Annotated in this window: 6 protein-coding genes; 2 read left to right on the top strand and 4 right to left on the bottom strand. The window is 55.8% G+C overall.

Features of this window, described 5'->3' with window-relative positions:
- Positions 1–313: 313 nt before the first annotated feature.
- Both tgl and ACY1JZ_RS00010 read left to right on the top strand, forming a co-directional pair.
- The gene (gene tgl / locus ACY1JZ_RS00005) at positions 314–1048 is read left to right on the top strand and encodes a spore coat transglutaminase TGL (protein WP_270168939.1); all 735 of its coding nucleotides are present in this window, start codon (positions 314–316) and stop codon (positions 1046–1048) included.
- 134 nt (positions 1049–1182) lie between these two features.
- Positions 1183–2322, top strand: a complete 1140-nt coding sequence (locus ACY1JZ_RS00010; protein WP_462627463.1) for a phosphodiester glycosidase family protein — start codon at positions 1183–1185, stop codon at positions 2320–2322.
- A gap of 103 nt (positions 2323–2425) precedes the next feature.
- On the opposite strand, the gene ACY1JZ_RS00015 is transcribed toward ACY1JZ_RS00010, so the two are convergent.
- From ACY1JZ_RS00015 to ACY1JZ_RS00030, 4 genes are all read right to left on the bottom strand, one after another.
- Positions 2426–2782, bottom strand: coding sequence for a LytR/AlgR family response regulator transcription factor (locus tag ACY1JZ_RS00015; RefSeq protein ID WP_270168937.1), 357 nt, complete (start codon positions 2780–2782; stop codon positions 2426–2428).
- Between the two features lie 165 nt (positions 2783–2947).
- On the bottom strand, positions 2948–3646 hold the full coding sequence (locus ACY1JZ_RS00020; RefSeq protein ID WP_270168936.1) for a S1 family peptidase: 699 nt from the start codon (positions 3644–3646) through the stop codon (positions 2948–2950).
- Between the two features lie 21 nt (positions 3647–3667).
- Complete coding sequence (locus ACY1JZ_RS00025; protein ID WP_462627465.1) at positions 3668–13129, bottom strand: S-layer homology domain-containing protein; 9462 nt, start codon at positions 13127–13129, stop codon at positions 3668–3670.
- 144 nt (positions 13130–13273) lie between these two features.
- Positions 13274–20941 (bottom strand): S-layer homology domain-containing protein, encoded by a 7668-nt coding sequence (locus ACY1JZ_RS00030; protein ID WP_462627950.1) that lies wholly within the window; start codon positions 20939–20941, stop codon positions 13274–13276.
- Positions 20942–20943 lie beyond the last annotated feature (2 nt).

A 20943-nucleotide genomic window follows, 5' to 3' on the forward strand; every position in this document is an offset into this window, starting at 1 on the left:
AGACTGACACCTGTTTTGAGCCTTGCTCTATATTACATATCGGATTTAATATTGATATTTTTAGTATTTATTCTTGATAAATTTAATTTAAACATTTATAAACATAATAGATGCATGAATAGGAATTATGATCTGTGTTTGCGTAAACCGAGCTCCACTCCCTCTAATATTCCATTCGTTTATACTTCAGCCAGCCCATGCGGCAAGTGCAACCCATGTTCCTACCTCGGGCGACCGACTTGAATTTCCTGTTCACACACTCTCCGCCTATGAACTCATATACTGTAATAAATGGCACAGGAGGCTGGGCATTATGAATCAGCAAGAGAGCGCCGCATGGCGACGTCTGGATCTGTTTGAAGCCGACATGAGGCAGCATGTTGTGCAAGCCGCACGGAGCATGGCGAGAAGCGGGGCCGCATTTGCAGATTTTGAACAGACGAGAGGCAACGAACAGCTATGGCGAGTGACCGAGCTGGGCGCCCTGCAGCTAAGGCCCGGTGTCTCTCCAGCGGCAGGAATACGCGATATTTTTGTCAATGGAGACCTGTATGCCTTTGAATGCGCTACGGCTACGGTCATTGTCCTGTACAAAGGAATTCTCGATTCCATCGAGGAAGAGAGCTTCAATCGGCTGTTTGCTGATCTGCTGCTCTATGATTGGGAATATGACGAGGATCTGAGGCTCATTCAGACAGGGAGCAGCGCTGCGGCGATGCCTGGAGATGTGCTGTACTTCATGAACCCGGATGTGAATCCCGATACGCCCGAATGGCAGGGCGAGAATACGATCAAGCTGGGACCTGACCTATACTTTGGCCATGGGATCGGTGTGACCTCCGGCGCCGACATCATCGCTGCCCTGAACGAGAACCGCATTCCTGATAGTACTCGAACCGCTTACTTGACTAACAATGTGCACCGCCTGGATTTCTCCTATTATTATCCCTACGCGAAGCCGAATGAGCCAAGCGGTATAGCAGCGAGATGCACTTGCTTCATCCGGGTTCGAATCGGACAGCACAGCGGCGCATTCTATCTGGAATAAGCCGCTGTGTATTGCGCCACGACTGTATCTCCTATACAATCATTACTGTTGCTTCATCCAGGCAGGCTCTAGCATGCCGGGCGATTGACCAGCAGCCATAGATCATAGATCATAGGAGAAGGAGTCATCTCATCATGAAGAAGCTGATACTGACAGCAGCACTGCTACTGTTCGCCGCGATGGCGATACCAACCGGAGCAGCAGAAGCCGCATCCAACAAGGACAAAACGTTCGGTTACCTCAACACAGAGACGAACAGCACCTTCGTGCCGATTCGCTTCCTGAGCGAGTATGCCGGAGCTAAAATAACATGGACGGCGGCAGACAAGCGAATCGATATTTCCAAAGGCAAGGATAGCATCGTGCTCTATGTCGGTCGGACACAGGCTATGATTAACGGAGAGCAACAAAAGCTGAGTGCCGCTCCCTTCGAGGAAGGCGGCAGCACCTATGTGCCGCTGCGATTTGTCAGCCAGGCTCTCTCAGTTCAGCTCGCCTGGCAAGCCGATACTTCGTCAGTCAGCGTCACGGCGGGAAGCAAGCAGACTCGTCTGCCTGTAATCAAGCGCGGCGCTACGTCGCCGCCAGTAACCAGCCAAGTGAGGTCGTTCAAGGTAGGAAGCAAGTCGTTCTCCGTCCGTGTGATGACGGTCAACCTGATGCACCCGAAGGTGCAGCTTGATGTCGCGCTTGCCCACGATACGATCGGCAAGGTGGAGGAGCTGAGCAGCATGGCCAAGCGCAGCAATGCGAAGCTCGCCATCAATGGCACCTTCTTCGATGCATACACCAAGGACAGCTACAAGACGCCTTATGGCTGGATCATACAGGGTGGGAAGATTAAGAAGGACAGCTCGGGAGACCGCAAAACCGTCTTTGCTTATGATAAAAACAATCTGACAGAATTAATCGCTGGCGTTGACTTTCCGGATCGCTACCAGCAAGGCGGCATAGAAGGCGCGCTCCAGGTCGGACCTCGGCTGGTCGTCAACGGTAAGGTGCAGCTCAATGTGGAGGCCGAGGGCTTTCGCGATCCTAAGATATTGACCGGTGGCGGGGCGCGCAGCGCGCTGGGGATTACGTCCAATCATGAGCTTCTGCTCGTTACATCCGGTGGAGCGACCATCCCGCAGATGGCCGAAATTATGAAGCAGGCTGGCGCATATCAGGCGATGAATCTGGATGGCGGAGCCTCCAGCGGCCTGTATTACAATGGCAGCTATCTGACCAAGCCAGGACGGGAGCTGAGCAACGCCCTTCTCGTCAAGTATTAATCGTCCTCTCACCTACCGCAGCATCGGACAAGCCTGAAATAAACAAGCGCGAGTGCAGGCTTGATTGACCCAAGCCTTGCACTCGCGCTTGTATATGAACTGACTACATCGCCCTGATCCGCCTGACCACCCGCCTCAACCGTTCTTCATTGAACGGCTTGAGTACGTAATCTGTCATCTGATGATCAAAAGCCCACAACGCATAATGACGATCCTCCGTCACAATGACAACATGCAAATGGGGGAGGGATCTTGTGATTTGCTCCGCAAATGCAATGCCGTGCAGCTCAGGAAGGTGAAGCTCCATAAACAGGACATCCGGCTTCAGATACCCAATCTCCTCCATTGCCTCGATTGGGTTAGAGGATGTTCCGATGATCTCAACCTGCGCTGCTCTTTGCAGCATAGCTGATAGATATTCCAGTTCAGACTCGCTCACATCTAGTAAATATACTCTCATCCCATCCTCCTCCTCCCAAGCCGGCTCGCGCAAGCAAACTAAACAAACTGCATATTACCATTCTAAAGAACTATCCATGGCTTCAATCCTGTTCCTTCATTATTCGAAAAGAAGCTGCCTCTGCAATGTTGCCTCGCAGAAACAGCCATTCATCCTGAATCGCCTCTATTTCTTGTCTAGCAAGCTGCGGACGTCCTCCATCGAGATGACCAGATGAATACCGTTCATCGTCCGCATCGAACCGGAAATAATGCCGCTGAGCCTTCCCTGCTCATCGAGCACAGGGCCGCCCGACATCCCGCTCACGATGGCCGCTGTTGTCAGGATTCGCGCCCTTCCATTCACCTGCGCACCGGGATGGCTGACAATCCCCTCCGTAATTATCGGCGTATCCTTCATCGGATAGCCTAGAGCGTACAGCCGATCCCCATGCCGCAGTGCCGGCTCGCGAAGGGGAAGCGCCGGGTAGGCGCCTCCTTTAAGCTTGACCGTCTTGGGAGAGGGAAGCTGCAGGATCGCAGCATCCGTCAGTTCATCGTAGCGCTGAACCTGTATCGGCCCGATGACGGTGCCATCAATGAGCACCCCTTCGATCCGCTCTCCTCCCTTGACCACATGGTACGCCGTAACGGCTGTTCCGCCTGGGCTGACAATGACGCCAGAGCCGACGGTCTTCACCGTATCGCTACTGTTCATCACCCGCAGATAGAGCAATGCGTTCTGAGCCAGCTCGTAGCTCTCCTTCGCATCATGCTTATCCGGGGCCGTTGCCCGGGTTGCGCCGGCGAATAACAGCGCTCCGCACAGCAGCGCAACTGCAAGCAGGCCTACCCCCGCAAGTTTCACCCTTACAGACATCGCCATGCTTCTCCTCCTCGTTCTCCTCTACGGCTTCACCACGGCCATAATATCCTCATAGGCCCAGTGAGACGGCAGCACATCGGTAAATTTCTCTGGCTGGCTCTGCTTGGCAGCGCCCGTGATGCGGTTAATCAGCACAACAGCCTCTGCTCTGGACAGCTTACTGTCCGGGCGGAAGGTGCCGTCTGGGAAGCCCTTCACATAGCCCGCTTCAACAAATGCTTTCACGTAGCTTGCCGCCCAATGACCTTCCAGGTCGGAGAACAGCGGCGCGGAAGCTTCCTTCGCCGCGGCGCCTGGATTCAGATGCAGCACACGAGAGAGAGTCACGACGAATTCCGCTCTCGTCAACGGCTTATCGCCGCCAAATGTACCATCCGGGTAGCCTTGTACGATTCCAGCCGAGGTGAAGAATGCGATCTGATCCGCCTGATTTGCCTTCACATCGGAGAACAGGTTTGCTACAGTAACATCCTCTTTGTCAATCAGCGGTGCAAGAGCCGTCACTAATTCATAGCGCGTCATCGATGCGTTAGGCTTAAACGTGTTGTTGCTGTAACCGGAAATATATTTGATCTCGGCTGCATTTTTCTTGAGCGCATAGTCCGCATTATCTACCTCATAGTTCATCGTCACTACACGGTTATCCTTGCTTGTAATCGCCTTGATCGTCATCTTGCCTGTAATGATAATCTCGCCTGTGTATTGCTTGCTGGATGTCGTCGGCGTGCTGCCATCTGTCGTATAGTAGATGATCTGCCCTGCCGGTGCTGTCAGTACCAGCTTGCTGTTGCGAGCAATCGTTACCGGCTCCTCACTGGTCGAGCTGACCGTCTTCTGTCCGCTGCGCGCACCGACTACAATCGGCTCATCCTTCGGCTTCTCCGGCGTGATCGGGCCGAATCCGCCTGGGCCGTATACGGCCTGATGTCTCGTCCAGGTTTGTGAGAGAATCTGGCTAGGCTCCTTCTCGGATACCATCGCCACCACCTTGAGCTCGGTTGTCTTACTCAGCTCGATCGGGCCGCTGTACAAGCTGGATTCCTCGCTTGGCTCCGTGCCGTCGAGCGTGTAGTACAGCTTGGCTCCCGGCTCATCAACGGCCAATACAATGCTTGTCTTCTCCAGGAAGTTATTATCACCAGATACAACATACGGTGTCTTGGCTGTCTCCGAATAAGGAACAACAGGAGTATTCAGTACAAGCTCGCGCTGCTGGTTCCCTGCCGCTACCTTGAAGGTAATGCTGCTTGTACCTTTCAGAGTGCCTTGTACAGCCTCGCCTGCTTGCTCGATCTCTGCCTTCGCCGGGTCGGCGCTCCATACGAGCTGATCGTCAGCCGTCAGTCCGAAGGCCGATCTAATCTTGTTAATGCTATCCTTCACATCCAACACTACAGCCGCAGCACTCAGCTTCGATCTTGTGCTGCCTGCATAGGCGGTAAGCTGCGGATAGAAGCCTGCAGTCGCTGTCCACTTCGTGGCATCCAACTGCACCGGCAACTGGCCTGCGGTCAGCGCCTTGACTGTCAGCCCCTGTGCAGCCGCATTCGTTCCCGCGACTTGCTTGGCGACGCTGCTATAGTAGGCGGTGTCGTTTTTAAGCTGCTGCTTGTTGTATACACTGTTGCCAATGACGGCTGCGTCCGCCTTCTGTCCTGCAAGGCCGCCATAGAAGGTCTGACCGGAGATGACCTTGCCGTTCACTGCGGCGATGATCTCGCCCGTGCTCACGGTGTTGTTCATCTCACCGGCTGCTGCATAGCCTGCGATGCCGCCTGCCCAGGCCTTCGCTGTACCCTGTGCTTCGACGCGGCCGCTGTTATAGCTATAGCTGATCGCTCCCTCGTTGGAGCCGCTCAGCCCGCCTGCTTGTGCTTCTGCTGCCGTAACCAGCACATCCGCATACGAGAAGCTATGGCTGATCGAACCGGCTGCACGATTGTCCGCCGTCACGCCGCCTGCGCGAACCAACTGCTGTGGCGCTGCTGCTGCGCTGCGGATAACGCCGGAGATCGTCACTTGATCGATGGTTCCTTCATTCACGCCAGCCGCTCCGCCTGTATAGGCAGCTCCAGAGCTGATCGTTCCGTTCACTTGGCTGTTGCCAAGCTCGCCCTGGTTCAGCCCGGCGATGCCGCCAACATATTGCGGCTGAGTAGCAGAAGTCACGTCGATCGCCACTGTCGCCTCAAGTCCGGCAATCTCTCCTTCGTTCACGCCGACTGCTCCGCCCGTGTATTCCCCGCTTGAGCTGAGCTTGCCCTCTACCTGGCTGCTCTCCAGCTTGCCCAGGTTGCGGCCTGCAAGTCCGCCCGCAACACCAGTGCTCTCCAGCTTCAGTCCAGTGACCTTCGTCTGGGAGATGGTGCCGCCATTGCTGCCGACTACAGCGCCGGTCGGTCCATTGCCCTTGATGTCCGCTTGCTCGATCCCCACACCGGAGATCATCGCTTCTGGCCCAGTTGTACCTGCCGCTACGCCCGTATGACCTTGACCTGTAACGACAACCTTAGGCTGGTCAAAGCGGATATTTTTCAATGTGCCTTCGTGGATAGCGATGAAGCCCGCTGCTTGCTCGGCATCCACCTCGCCAGTGATAGACAATCCGGAGATTGTATGTCCGGCACCATCCCATACGCCAGTGAAGCGATCGAATGGCGTCCATGCTCTGCCCGACCAGTCAATGTCTGCCGACAGCGTCAGCAAAGCGAATTCCGGCTTGTCCGCGGCTGTGCGGTCAAACAGCTTGTAATAGGTTAATCCGGTGTCTGCATTGTACAGCAGCACTGCGCCAGCAAGCTGTGGAGCCGAGCCGATCACCAGACCGTTCTCCTGCTTGCCTGTGAGGAAGAGCGTATCCACCTCATAGCTCCAGCCGCGCACAGCCCCCATATCGGAAGCTGGCACTGCCGCTACACTACTCGACTGGCCGAGATTGTAGCCAATCGGATTGAGCGTGCCGCTGTAAGTAGATTCGGTAATAGCTCCTTGTCGGAACTGATAGCCAATGAGTGCGCCGCGATATACGTTGGCTCCACTTACATTGATCGTTATTGTTGGCACACCCGCATATACCTGCTTCAGCTTGCCGTCATTATATCCAGCAAATCCGCCAGCATAGGCATTGGTTGCATGGTTGATACCGATCGTCTCCACCTTGTCAGACAAGGCATAGGCATTATCAATGGAAGCATATCGCTCGACTGCTCCCGCAAAGCCGCCGCTGCGCGTATCGAATCCGGTGTTATGCACATTGCCGGAAGCATACGCCTGCTTGATCATATACTGATCTACCGAGCCTGCAAATCCGCCAGTGTATGCTCCGGTGATGCCCTTCACAGTCACATTGCCCTTGGCATATGCATCGCTGATAAGCGCCTGCTGTGTCGATGCGTCCCCGAGCAAGCCCGCGAAGCCGCCCGTATACATGGTATTATCCTGATTGCTGTCCTCCACCTGCACCGGAATATCGGCGTAGGAATGAGTCATCTTCGTGTTGTCGCCCTTGCCGACGAAGCCGCCGATCTGGGCGACCGGCATCCGGCCTGGACGGGTAACGGCCTGTCCGGCAGTCACTTTCGCTTCGCCTGCCGCTTTGGCCTCCGAGTAATGAATCTCTCCGCCATCTGTTCTGCCGACCACACCGCCGACGGACAGAACAGTTCCGCCTGCAGCATCGACGCCGCCGCTCGACTTCACATGTACGAGAATGCCGCCAAGATTCGTCCCCACGGCGCCGCCTGCCGCAAGCTCTGTACCACCTGTAGCCTTCAGGCTTGCTGCTGTCTGCGAATAGTAGACCGAGGTCTGCTGGTTATATCCGATCAGGCCGCCCGTATGCGAATTGCCTGTCGCAGCATCCATCGCCAGCTCGATCGAGCCCTGCTGAACGTCTGCCTGATAGATTCCATAGTAGAACGGAATGAGTCGGCCAAAGTCAAAGCGCTTGTTCAGATCGGCAGATTCGCTTCGCCCGATCACCCCGCCTGCCGCGGCTTCACCGGACAGAGCACTCACCTTGATATGAGGCACAACAGTCGCCTTGCTCACGATAGAGCTGTCGCTCCAGCCCACGGTACCTCCCACTGACGGGCTTGGCCCTGAGGCTTGAATGACAGCATTCGAGACCAGTTCTTCCGCTGCTGCCTGGCTCAGGCCGCCAGCTACACCGCCGATGATCGGCGTCCGTGTCGTAGATTGTCCCTGGATGAACAGCTCCTGAACCCTCACACGCTCGGCATCCAATGCAGCCGTTCCACTACCTTCCTTGAATCCGACAGCTCCGCCAACATAGTAGTCGCCGACCACCTGCGGCGTTTCGCTGCCAGCAGTTGTCACAACGGTAAGATCAGCGATTACGTTGTTCGGCTCGGAGTACCCGAAGGCGCCGCCTGCTGCCGATCCGTCGCCTGCTGCCTGCACTTGACCCAGCAGCTCCAGCTTGATATCTTGTGCCTTGCCGGAAGCATAATGACCGACGATGCCGCCAGCAGCGCTGCCCTCGCCATCTGCCTGTACCTTGTAGCTCGGCTCCAGCTTCAGCTCGAATCCGGTCAGGTCGCCTGTCTGCTCGCCGATCACTCCGCCAGCGTAGCCGCCTGACGCTTGCGCGCTAACACTACCCTCTACAGCATGAACCTCCAGCACACTGCCCTGCAGCGACTGACGGTTAACACCAACTACGCCACCGGCGATAGCGCCCGGAACCTGGCTCTTCACTTCGCTGCCGCCATCGATCGTTACCTTGATGACTGCCTCTAGTGTTCCTTCATTCTCGCCCACTGCGCCGCCCGCATGCTTGCCGTTGACGGTTGCGCCATTGAGCAGTCGAATGTCTATCTTGTTAATCGTTCCCTTGTTCAGGCCGACGAGACTGCCTGTCGCTTGCTGGCCTGCCACATGCAGCGGCTCCAGCGTGACATTCTTCACTTCAGCCTTGTCGCCGATGACCCCGAACAGGCCGCCGTAGATATGCTCCGGCTGTACCGTCAGACCATCGATCAGATGTTTGCCGCCATCCAGCGTGCCCTGGAAGCCATGAGCGATCGTGTCGCCGATCGGCACCCATTGCAGCGATTGAATATGGATCGGCTTCGTAATGCGGATCGTTCTGCCCTCGAAGCTGAAGGCGTCCTCCCCTGGAACCGTGCCATTGACGATCGCCGCCAATCCGGCGAGCTCCGCCTCTGTGCCGATCTCGAACGTAACCGCATCCTTGTCGAGCAGATACCAGCGCAGATTGGTGTTGACTTCCTCACTGCTGCCCCCGCCGCTGTTCGCGGTTCGGATCAGCTCAGGATATTTATACTGTGCGCTGAGCGAGCCGTATTTCCACGTATTCGTGAAATCCCAGCCCGACAATCCAGGGAACACGTCGCGATTCTCCAGTTGCCCCGCCAAAATCGTGCTCAACCGACCGTGAGCGTTCAGGAAGCGGTGATTGCCGTCTGCAAAATCGGACAGGTCCTTGTTGATCAGCTTGTCTTCATCTTTGATGTAGTACGACTTGAACAGCAGCTCTCTGCTCGCATTGTCATAACGTCCTGCAAAGCCGCCCGCATACGCCTCACTGGAAGCGACAACCTGGGAAGCTGAGTAGGCGTAGGATATTTGACCAGCCACGATGCGTCCGATCAGACCACCCGCATACGAGTTCTGCTGCAATGCATGAACCGATTTACCCGAATATGAATTGTCGATCGAGCCGGATAGCTGCTCGCCAACGAGACCACCAGTCATCGTATAGGCTCCCTCGGAGGTCACCTTCGCTACAGCGTATGATTTATTGATGATTCCGCTATTGCGCCCGACCAGACCACCGGTAAATACCGGTTCGCTAGCGGTGCCGTTCGCTTTGCTGGTTACATCATTGTCAATATAAGAAGCAATGATGCGACCGTTCTGTTCGTTATGACCAACGAGACCGCCGGTCAGTGTGCCTGTGCCTTCAATAGCCAGGTTGGCATTGGTGTACGTATAGTACAATACGCCTGTCCCTTTATTGACGCCGACCAGACCGCCCGCTATCGATTGGTTGCCTTTAAGCGTGAGCGGATTTTTGTCGGTAATGCTGTTGTTGGCAATCAGGCTGTTGTTCTCGCCCGCCATGCCGCCCGCCACCGTCAGCGGCGCGCTGCTCTGAATGCTGCCCGCCACGCGGCTGCTCTGAATCGTGCTCACCCCGGCAGCCGGATCAGGAACCGTGTCGCCTGCGCGCTGCGCATTGCGGCCGATGAATCCGCCTGCTACGAGGCGCTGCGCCGCAGCATTGGCACGCAGATTAAGCTCCGTCACATAGGTGCCTGTAATAACCTTATTATTAGAGCCCAGATTGTAGCCGACGATGCCACCTGCTTCGGCATCAGTGCCATTAAGCACCAGATTCACCTTATAGCCAACCAGCTTCTCAAGCTGCGTGCGAAGGCTCGTTCCGACGAGTCCCCCTGCACGGGCATTCGTTGCGGCAGCCGAGGTCGTCAACAGTACATTCTCCGCATTGATCTTCACTGCGTTGCCGATCATGACGGAATCCTCTGCTGTACCAGCAAGCGCACCTGCCGATACACCCGTTCCCTGTACAGAGAGCGCTACATAATCCGGGATGATGGCTGCCGCGCGCGAGTCTGCCAGCCTGGCGTTCTTGATGTAGCCGACCAGTCCGCCTGCATGCCCATCCGCTCCTGCCGCCGTCAGGAGGGTCTCCTCGCCAGCCAGCGCATTCGCTCTTGTAATCGACGCCAGCACGCCACCGTCTACCGTCTCCATGCGGCCTGCGATACCGCCTGCCTCCACGCGCGCTCCGCTCGCATGAATAACGATATTGCTGGTGCGTGTATCTGCCAGCACGCCCGTATTCCATCCCGCTACGCCGCCCAGCTTATTATCTGCCGCTGTCGAGACGAGACGAACGCGGTCAGCCAGCACGATCTGCTCTTGCTCCTCTACGTCTTGCTGCATGGTTGTGCCAACTACCTCGCCATGCTGCTCGGCGAACAGGCCGCCCAGTATGCTGCTTGCGCCTGTGCTTCCCAGCTCGCTATCCTGCACGCTCAGCAGCGTATTGTCCGGCAGCAAGGTCGCCGTATTGACGGCCGCGATGCCCCCTATACGTACCTGCTCGCCGGCTGTCTGCAGTTCCAGCCTCTCTGCCACTGCGTACAGCTTGGCCGAGTTGTTGCGGCCTGCCGCGCCACCGATATAACTGTTAGCGGCTTGCACCGTAAAGGCTATATCGTGAATATTCAACGGCTGCTCCTTGGAGCCTGCCGTTGCCTTCTCTGTCAGCTCTCCAGCCACCGCACCGAAGGTGTAGCCGCTTCTTCCTGGCTCTGTAACCAGTTGGATTCGCGCCACCTCGATGCCGCTAAGCGTCAGATTGTCCGAGTTGCGTCCGATGACGCCGCCAGCGGCGAACTCGTCGCTGCCCGCAGGCGCGGCAGCCAGATCGGCAGCAATCGTCACACTATGGCTTGCATCATGGTTCACATCACCGACTACAGCGTTGGTGATCGTGCCTTGAGCCAGACCTGCCACGCCCCCGGCAACCACTTGGCTTGGACGACCCGCAAGCGCAATATAGCTGACTTGCGTCTCTTCAATCGTGCCATCTGCATAACCGGCAATGCCGCCCAATACAGCATCTGCTGTAATGGAAGCATATTGGTCGGTTGTATTGCCAATGACCGTATGAGATATCGTGCTTCCTTGCATGTAACCGATGATGCCGCCGGTATAAGACCCTGCCTGGCCGACAACATCCAGCTTCCCTTTGAACGCCGTATTCTTCACGCCATCGCCGCCGATGTATTCCCCGACAACGCCGCCGGTGCTCACGCGGCTGTTACTGTCCGATTGCGCAGCCTCTACCTTAATCTCGTTCGTGTAGACAGCTCCATTAATCGCGGTATCCGCAGCAACTGCGCTGTCTACCAGGCCAATGTAGCCGCCTGTATACAGCTTGGTCTGCCCGTTCACCGTAATATTACCGGTGCTGTGAACATTCGTCGGAGCCGTGCCGGCTGTGCTGGAATAAGCCAGGTTGGAGATAATCCCCCCAGTGGCCACTCCGCTGCCTGCTGTGACTTGCAGCTCCCCGCTGTTCACATACGCTTGCGGATCGCTGTTGTCGAGCAGCACACGGCTTGCGCCGAAGCCGATCAGACCACCGGTATAGACCTCATTCGCTCCGCCGCTTACCGACACGAGCGCACTGTTGCCTGCCTTGCCGGTAAAGGTAAGATTGCCAGTCATCCGGCCAATCAAGCCACCGGTGTACAGCTCGGATGCTCCGGTAACTGTAATCGGGACTGTATTGGTAAAATTCCGATTCCAGGTCATATTGCCCTCGACCTTGCCGAAGAGACCGCCCGTATGAGCACGGCTTGCGCCATTCGTGCTCACCGCGCCACTACTTGCAAATTGCACCTGGAACAGCTCCTGCTGCTGCGGCGCAGTGATGGCTCCTGCAAGACCGCCTGCATAGGAGGAGGAAGCGTCAGCAGCAGTGACAGTGACCGCTCCGCTATTGGAGGTCTGCTCCGAGAAGTCCGTCTCGCCACCCGCCAGACCGATAATCCCCCCGGCATAGCTGTTCACGCCCTGAACGGCAGTAACCGCGCCGCTGTTGCCGATGGGTGTCGATTCCTCAATCATGGTCAGCACAGCCGTCGATTGGCCGACGATGCCCCCGGCTATGCTATCGCCTGCGCCTGAGCTCGTGGCCGTAACCAGACCGCTGTTCGAGCTTTTCTTCACCTTCAATCCATTCGCGCTGGAATAACCGACGAGGCCGCCCGAGGAGCTATTAACCCCTGTCGCCTCCACTGCCGCATCATTCACAGACAGCGAGATCGTTCCTTCAGCAGAGCCGACCAGACCGCCCGCATACATGTTGTATGCTCCAGCATCGGCATTAATCGCCAGATGGTTCGTCACCTGGTGCACGATGCTGTTGCCAGTCATCTTGCCGACAACTGCGCCAATATAAATATCTCTGCCAGGCGCATCCACCTGTAGACGTCCGTCAGCGGCGAACTCCAGTCCGCCAACCGTTCCGCCGTCCATATATCCAATCAGCCCCCAGTAGCTGGTGTCGCTGATCACCCTCATGCCAGAGAGTGTAAAAACTTGCGCGTTTTCACCCAGCAGCGTGCCCTTGAATGGGCGGTCAGCGTTGCCGATGGGAACCCACTGGTATTCAGACAGATCCAGATTGCGATCAATTTCCAGAATTCTTCCTTGGAACCCGTTAATCTCCTTGCCGTCCGCCGTCTGGCCGTCATTGACCAGCTTGGCGACACCAGCCAGCTTCTCCTTGGAATCAATCGTAAATGTAATATACATCTCGTTGTACCAGCTCGTATCTGCATGGCTGTCCCATCGGTCGGGATCGGCCTGAGCCATATATACGCCCGTCAAAGCAGCCAATGACACGCAGATTGCCGCAAGGATAACCTTAAACATCGAGGATTGCTTCGCTATCATTCATTGCACCGCCTCAAGTAATTTGTGACTGCCCGATCCTGCTCCATACTGTAGCTTCGCACGATAGTCAGAGCAGCGCCCAGTGAGAGCAGATATACCCACACAAGCGTCAAGCGTCTTGTGTGGGTATTGCCCGCTACTCTATTATCCGTTGATGAAGCTATCGAGGCGCACGGCAATTGCTGCGGCTTGCGCCCTTGTCAGATCGCCCTGCGGCATAATGCTGCCATTCTCACCGCGGATAATGCCTTGCTTGATCGTCAAGGCCACCGATTGTCTTGCCCATGCCGGGATGGATGCTCCATCCTTGAATTCGCTCAGAATCTTGTCCGCCTCGTCGGCGCTTAGCTGCTCTGCCAGGCCTAGCGCACCTAGCGTTCTGCCTACCATCGCCATCGCCTCCATGCGGGAGATCGTCGCGTTCGGCGCATAGCTTCCATCTGCATTGCCAGTGACGATGCCCAGCTCTGCTGCGATCGAGACGCTGCGGCTATACCAGTCCTTCGCCGCCACATCCGTAAAGCTGTTCTCTGCATTCCGATTCATCCAGCCGCCTACACGCAGCAGAATCGTTGGATACTCGGCTCTCGTAATTTTGCTGTCCGGTTCAAAGCGGTCTGCGCTCTTGCCGAGCACGAACAGCTTGGCTGCTGCTGCCTCGATGCTGGCTTGTCCCCAGAAGCTCGCCGGTACATCCTGAAATGTCTTCGTGCTGCTCAGGAAGGCCAGGCTGCCATTGCCTGTCACATGAACAATCGCATAGGTCTTGCCGTTTATCTGCTCCAGCTTCCATGGAAGGGTCGTCCAGCTTCCATTGCTAGCACGCTGTACAATCGCGGTCACATCCTCCGCGCGAACCTGATCAGGCAAGGCTACCACAGCATTCACATAAGGGAGCAGGCTTTGCGCCGGAAGGTTCGTTGTGATACGCACGCCTTGACCATTGCCAAGCAGCGTTGCGCCCAGTGTACCCGCTAGCCCTTGCAGCCCTGTTGTTTCTGCTGTGCTGTTAGCGCCGATGTTCATGCTCAAGTTATCCTTCACATGAGCCAGTTGCTCCGGAGTCAGCTCCACCGTCGCTCCTGGCAATTCGATGCGCAGCTTGCTCTTCTTGCTGCCAAGCTGCTGCACGATCGACTTGTCCAGTTGAACATCATAGCTGGAGGCCGTCGCATCGCTGGTAGCAATGACCAGATCGGTCGCATCCTTCACCGTTACTGCTCCTGCAGCAAGATGGATGCGCGCTTCATTGCCGACCCGTGTTGCCTTCTGCTTCACTCCGCCGACGGTAATCTCGATCGGGCCAGTTGTTGTGGTGCTTCCACCACCACCACCACCGCCACCGCCGCCGATGACGCCAGGGCCGGATACTGCCCATACCTGTGCCGTTACTCTGGAGGACAATGCTGTCGCTTCCTTCGATTGCGTCAGGCGCTTCGCGACAAGTACGGTATCCCCTACATTGGCTGCGATCTCGCCATGGGTTGGCAGGACGCTCCATTGGCTCAGATTTTGCTTGTAGACGGGCAGCTCTACCGATGTCCCCTGCGGGAACACCTTGTACACGAGCTGCTGACCGGCCATATCGCCCGGATCGGCTACCGTCATCTTCGTCTTGCTGCCTACATTGACAATGGACGCAGATGTTGCTGTCAAGCTGTCCAGTCCGTCCACCGTAGCGACAGACATCGTCTGCAGCTTCACATCCTCCGTTACCGTATACTCTGCCTGGATAATCGACGAGCCCGTCTGCAGACTGGTAACACGTCCGGTGTCGGTTACATTGACCGCTTCGCCACGATATACCGAGTAGGTCAGGCGCTTGTCTCCGGCTGCTACTGCAACCTCCTTAAACTTCGGCTTGCCGCTTGCATCCTTGCCCGTAACATACTTGAGATAGGCCTGGAAGCTTGCGCTCTCGCCCGGCTTCATCGCCGCCAGCTCCTTCAGCACCAAGCCTGCAGGTGCTTCGAAGCCGTCATTGGTAATCTGGACGCTCGCCGCATTCTTATTGCCTGCACCGTCCTCCGCTGCGAATTCCAGCATGGCTGTCGCTGCACTGTTGCCCACGGCAACACTGCCCTCAAAGCTGCCGTCCTGCGCTACTTCAATGCGAGTGCCATTCACTTTTAATTCCGCATCATTGGATGTTTTGCCAACGACCTTGATCTTGCCATTCGTTGTCCGCTCGCCCGTCAACGGCTGATCGATATACAGCACCGGAGCGATCGTGTCTACGGTCACATACAGCATCGTCACCGAAATATCCTTGGTCTTGGTGTTTCTGGAGACCAGTTCAATAGCATACGTGCCATCACTTTTCAGTTGGTCCAGCTTCAGCGTGCCCTTGCTGCCGCTGCCGCTGTTGGTCAGTACAGTCTTGCCAATCGACTTCTCATCATAGAAGGCTTCGACCTCAACGTTAGGCTGATCAGAGTTAAGCTGCAGCGTCTGCTCGGTCTTGCCTGTCAGCAGCTCTCTCGATGCTGGCAGCACAGTGATCTTGCCTGAGTCGGATTGCACCTGCAGGACAGGCTTCTTCGGAATCGGCAGCAGCTCTTTGGTGCTCCGCGTCAGCTCCGCATAATGATAGTTCTCATTTTTGTCGGCTTGCTTGGTCGGCTTGATGACTGCCGAGACTGCGGCAATATATTCCTGACCCGTAAGCAGTCCAACATACTTCACGTTCTGCTTATCGAGCGTCGTGCCCTTGAGGTTGTCTGTGTTGATCTCATCCGTTGTGGACGTTGGCGTCCAGCCACCAATCAGAATCCCCTCATACTTGCCGCTCTTGCTGTTCCAATATGGCGCCAGCTCATCGGCAGTGAACAGAATATCGCCAAAGTTCTCATAGGTCTGCAGCTTGCCATCCTTCTCCTGCAGCGCCTGAATGAGATAGCTGTGCTCGAAGCTCTCATGGCCTTCCTTCTTCGCCGCCGGCTTGAAGGACAGCGAGAACAATCCATTGCCTGCCGGCTCGATCGCGACATCGCTCACTGGCTGTGGCGCCAGCGGATCGATGATCTCGAATGTGCTAGATGAGGTCTTGGTTCCATATGCTGCATGAGACTTGAGCTCTGCGCGCAGATAATATTTGCCTTGACCCAGCAGACCGCGAATATCTTCGACCTCGCCCATCATGCTCACTTTGGTCACATCGACCTGCAGACTGCCTTTTGTAACAGAACCGCTCACTGAACCGCTCGTGACAACCGGAATGTCCTTGGCGATCAGCATGCCTGGCTCGCCCGGCTCCAGCACTTCCTCACCATTCTCCAGCTTCCCTGTCGTCTGGGTTACCGGCTCAGCGGTCAGATACAAGCTGACGGTGTCGCCAGGCTGGGCATTCTGCACCTTCCAGGATGCCGTGAACTGATTCGCATCTGTGCTGTCCTCGATAATCTCCACATCCGAAAGCCCTGGCGCGGTCGGCACGTTAAGCAGCCGTGTCTCCACTGGAGTAACCGAGGTGAGCTTCCATGTTCCTCCGGCTTCAGCCTGAGCCTCAGGAACGATGATATACAGCTTCCTCAGATCGACGCCGTCTACCGATTCCGATGCCGGAATAATCTGAGTGAAGGCATTGGCATTTGGATTCGTATTCGTGTTATCCATGATGAGAGGATATTCCTTGCCATTACGATCTTTCAGTGTCAGGCTCGGTACTTCCTTCTGATCATATTGCACTTCAATCAACGCATTGCCCGACACACCCGTCATCGGAATCTCATGAACGCGGCCGCCGTTCTTGGTTGTAATGCCGCCGATACCTGCATTGGCCTGACCGTTCTCGATCACGTTCACGCCTTCGGCTACATTGCGGTATACAATGCCTTGTGTCGGCTGTTCCGCATCAATCCAAGAGGTGGCTACCGTCTCGACGCCTTGTCCGATTACCATGAGACGCGGGCCACGTTCCGGATCATCGATAACCATATGAATGAAGCCTTCTGGCAGCTCCTCACCGGAGGTGCCGAATTCAATTCCACCGCCCCAATAATAGGTCACGCCGAGCGTGATCAGCAGCACACCAACGCTGCCCCATACCTTGTCGTTGTTGATGCCGAAGAATACGCTGGAGAGCGGCAATCCACCAACGATTGGAACACTGGAAGGAATCTGAATCTTCGCGCCCATATATCCTTCAAAATCAATCCGGTTCTTCTCCAGATTCTGACCGACGAAGATGCCCGCCTTGCCGATGACGACATCCCAGCCGCCAATATCTACCTCTGCGGCGAGACGAACGAACCATGGCGTCACCCACTGGGCTTCCAGCAGCGCCAGGCTGAGCATCGGTATGAGGTCACTCTTCTTCGGATCGCCCTTGGTGGAGAAATCAAGCTTCCCTTCAATCTTGATGCCCGTTCTCTTCACGGTCAGGTCGACAGCTCCGAAGAAATACGCCGGCGCCATGCCAAAGCGCATATCCACGCCTGCCTGCACTGTCAGCGGGAACGGGTCCTTGCTGGTACCGCCTGCAATCGTGTCCGCCAGCTCGCGCACTGCTCCGCGCACCGCTGTCAGATAGGTCTGCCCGGCTATCAGAATACCCGGATTGCCAAGCGTCGTGCTGAAGGCAATAACATCCGGCAGCACCCTGCCGTCGGCCACTTGCTTGAAGGCCAGCTCGGCCTCAATCTCAATCGTATTTTTCAGCTCGGCCTTGAACTTGATGCCGTACTGATTGCTAATATCCTCTACTTTCTGGACGTAGTGCACGACATTCAATTCGCCGCTCACACCGCCGCCATCATCGTCATCCTTCTTGCCTTTTTTGTCGTCCTTCTTGCCGATCAAGCCAAGATCCTGCTCCAGCTCGAACTTCAGCCCGGCATCGACGCCAACGAAGCCCTTCTCATTGAAGACGACATTTTTGATCTCACCTTCAATAATTTTCAGCTTGATCGAGCCGCCGAAGGATATGCCCTCTTCACGAAGAATATAGTCGTTGAAGGAGAAGCCAAAGCCAGAGATGGAGAAGCTTGGCGCTGCAAACAGGCTGTGCTTGTTGAAGTACACCTGCTCAATCATCACCTGGCGCAACGGGTTAATGCGATCGCCTACACCGCCTACTGCCCATTTCAGGCTGCCGTTGAGGGAATCATCCTCTGCATTGGTTTTGGCGTTTTGCGCTTCCTCTTCCTTCTTCTCTTCTTCCTCTTCCTCATCTTCATCATCATCATCATCGTCGTCATCATCTTCTTGACGCTCGACGCTCTTGTTGAAGCCGTTGAAGAAGTCGAGTGTCCACTGGCCTTGATGGAAGACGAAGCCGCTGCTGGCTACGCTCAGCGTGCCGTCACCCTTGACGAACATCGTATCGAAGAACGGCATCGTGTCATAGCCGGAGACTTTGGTCTTGGCGCCGAAAATATCCAGCTTGCCGCGCACGAAGGCCAGGTCTTTGCCCTTATACGCTACCGCGCCATTAATGATCGCCGGCTCGGTGCGGGTATCAACAACGGCCTGCAGATCAGAGCCTTCGCCGACCTCGCGAATCATCCCGCGAATAACAACCAGCTTCTCGCGGTTTTCCGCCTCCTCGTTATTCTCGTCGTCAAAGAACTCCTCCAGATCCTCCTCGGAAGCAAACAGCTTGTAATTGTAGGCCGGAACTTCCTCAAGTGCTTCGTCGTCCAGGAATTCATCAAGCTTGAACTTCGGATCGACAGCCTTGCTCGCTATGCCAAACAATGCCTTCGTCTGCTTGTAGGCCGTCACAGAGTCCTTCAGCGCAGTCGACGTACTGAATGGCTCGCCAGGGAACATCGTGTTCAGCTCATCCACCAGCTCCTGCTTGGGTGTACCGCCGCTTCCGACACCGCTCAGGTCGAAGGTCTGCTTGTAGACCGCCATAATGTTCGCTTCCCGAATACGCGCCTGCTGGTTCGTGGTTACCAGGAAGGTCTGCTTGGTCGTGATGTCATACATCGCAGCAATTTCCTCGTCGCCGCCCGTATCGCCCTTGTAGTCTATCTCGACCTGGTATTCTCCCAGTGGCAGCTCTGGTCCGCGCCCGGCCTCGATAATCTCGCCGTTGCGATCAACCCGATCTCCGCCCTTGTAAGAGATGCGCATATCCCCGGAATATCCGTCATCAGTCGGCTGGAGCAATACGGAATCCTTGACCGGAATTTTGTAGCGCTCTCCTGTCACGATTTCCTTGAAGTACAGATCAAAGTTCGGATCCGCCGTGTCATTGCCTGTATTGTACGCTTCTATATTGGACAGGTTCAGGGTGACATACTTGATGTCATCCGTGTACAGCTCGCCTGGCGACAGCGCATAGACATACGTTGGCACGGCCTGTCCCACAGGCGGCAGCAATACAAAATTCGCTCGCGTGGCTTCGAACTGAGCCTTGATGCTCTCATCCTCAATCCCCTCGATCTCCTTCTGCGTCTCCGGGCTGGCTACCTTGAGCATGTACTCTTTGGTCGTCGGCCACGGACGCCCCTTCGCCTGCACCTTGAACGATACGGTAATCGTATCCCCCGGCTTATACTTCGGCTCGATCCCCTGCGCCGCTTCCTCAGGCGTGGCCGGCTTCAGGAACTCCAGCGACTTGCTGCGGAAGGCCTCGATCTGCGCCTTGCCATTTGCATCGCGAATAATTTTGCCTTCCTCGTCCACCTTGACGAAGTTCAGCCCGCTCTGCAGCGACAGCTCGGCACTGATTTTGCTATGCTCCTTATTGTAGGAGGCGATATTCTCCACCTCAGCAATAATGTCGAAGATGCCTTCGTTCACATAATCGCTGTTATCCTGCAGTGTAGCGAGCTGCTGCACCGGATCGATGTAGCGAATCGAGAACATCTTGTCGGGTTCAATGATTTCGCCCAGTCCATAGATGGTCTCAAAGGTCTGCACCTTCTGATTATCCAGCGCCTTCGGCTTCCAATAGAAGGCTACCGCCGAATCTGCCGTGCCGTAATCATTGGTGTCACGGGTGAAGTCAAGATTGGAATTAATGTTGTAATCCCACTTCGTATTAGCCAGGCCATTCCAGTGTCCCACGATCATCTCGTCGACAAGGTTGATGTTCGCCTCGGCAATATTATTGAAGCCATAAGCAACTACATTGGTTGCCAGCGGATTGGACAGATCCAGTTGGTCGCGCATGACCCAATAAGGAGGCAGCTTGTAGAAGTTGACATCCTCATCCTTCACGCCCAGCTCCGCCTTCGGATCATGCACCAGCTTGCGCTCTACCAGCAGCGGCGCGCGGTAGGCTGTGCCAATCTGGAACTGTGGCCCGTCATTGCCCGCCACCATCGTATCCAGCAGAATCCGGCTGCCCAGTTCCACCTTCGCTCCGCTGCGGTTGACCACCTCGTAGCGAATGTTGACGTTACCGGCATTTTTCTTATTCGAGGCGTCGGAGTAGAGCAGCAGAATCTGTTTGATCTCCACACCCTTGATCTTCCAGACCGTCTCGATCTGGCGAGTGCCGTCTGTATTGTTAACGATCACCGGAGCGGTAATCTCAGAGAAGAAGTTCGCCCCGAATTTGTATGGATTACCAAAGATATAGTCCGTTCCGTCAATGCGGAAGGTCGTAAACGAAGTCTCAGGATTGTCACCCTGGAACAGCATATCAACGTTCTGATCCTTCTTGCGGATCGGCTGTCCTTCCACGGTACGAATGCTGAAGCGTCCTGTACTGTTATTGACCGTTACTTTCACAAAGTCATTCTGCAGCACCGTCACCTCGGGCGCTGAAGCCGCTGCCGCAACGGCCTGCAGGCCGCTTATATTGGCGGTCATCGTCAAGACGAAGGCCAGCAAAAGGACAAGCGTTCTTTTCATAA

The sequence above is a fragment of the Paenibacillus sp. J5 genome (assembly GCF_054955055.1).

Excerpts from the sequence above, each read along its gene's own strand:
- ACY1JZ_RS00020 (WP_270168936.1), bottom strand. The coding sequence starts at position 3,646 with ATGGCGATGTCTGTAAGGGTGAAACTTGCGGGGGTAGGCCTGCTTGCA.
- ACY1JZ_RS00010 (WP_462627463.1), top strand. The coding sequence starts at position 1,183 with ATGAAGAAGCTGATACTGACAGCAGCACTGCTACTGTTCGCCGCGATG.
- ACY1JZ_RS00025 (WP_462627465.1), bottom strand. The coding sequence starts at position 13,129 with ATGATAGCGAAGCAATCCTCGATGTTTAAGGTTATCCTTGCGGCAATC.
- tgl (WP_270168939.1), top strand. The coding sequence starts at position 314 with ATGAATCAGCAAGAGAGCGCCGCATGGCGACGTCTGGATCTGTTTGAA.
- ACY1JZ_RS00015 (WP_270168937.1), bottom strand. The coding sequence starts at position 2,782 with ATGAGAGTATATTTACTAGATGTGAGCGAGTCTGAACTGGAATATCTA.
- ACY1JZ_RS00030 (WP_462627950.1), bottom strand. The coding sequence starts at position 20,941 with ATGAAAAGAACGCTTGTCCTTTTGCTGGCCTTCGTCTTGACGATGACC.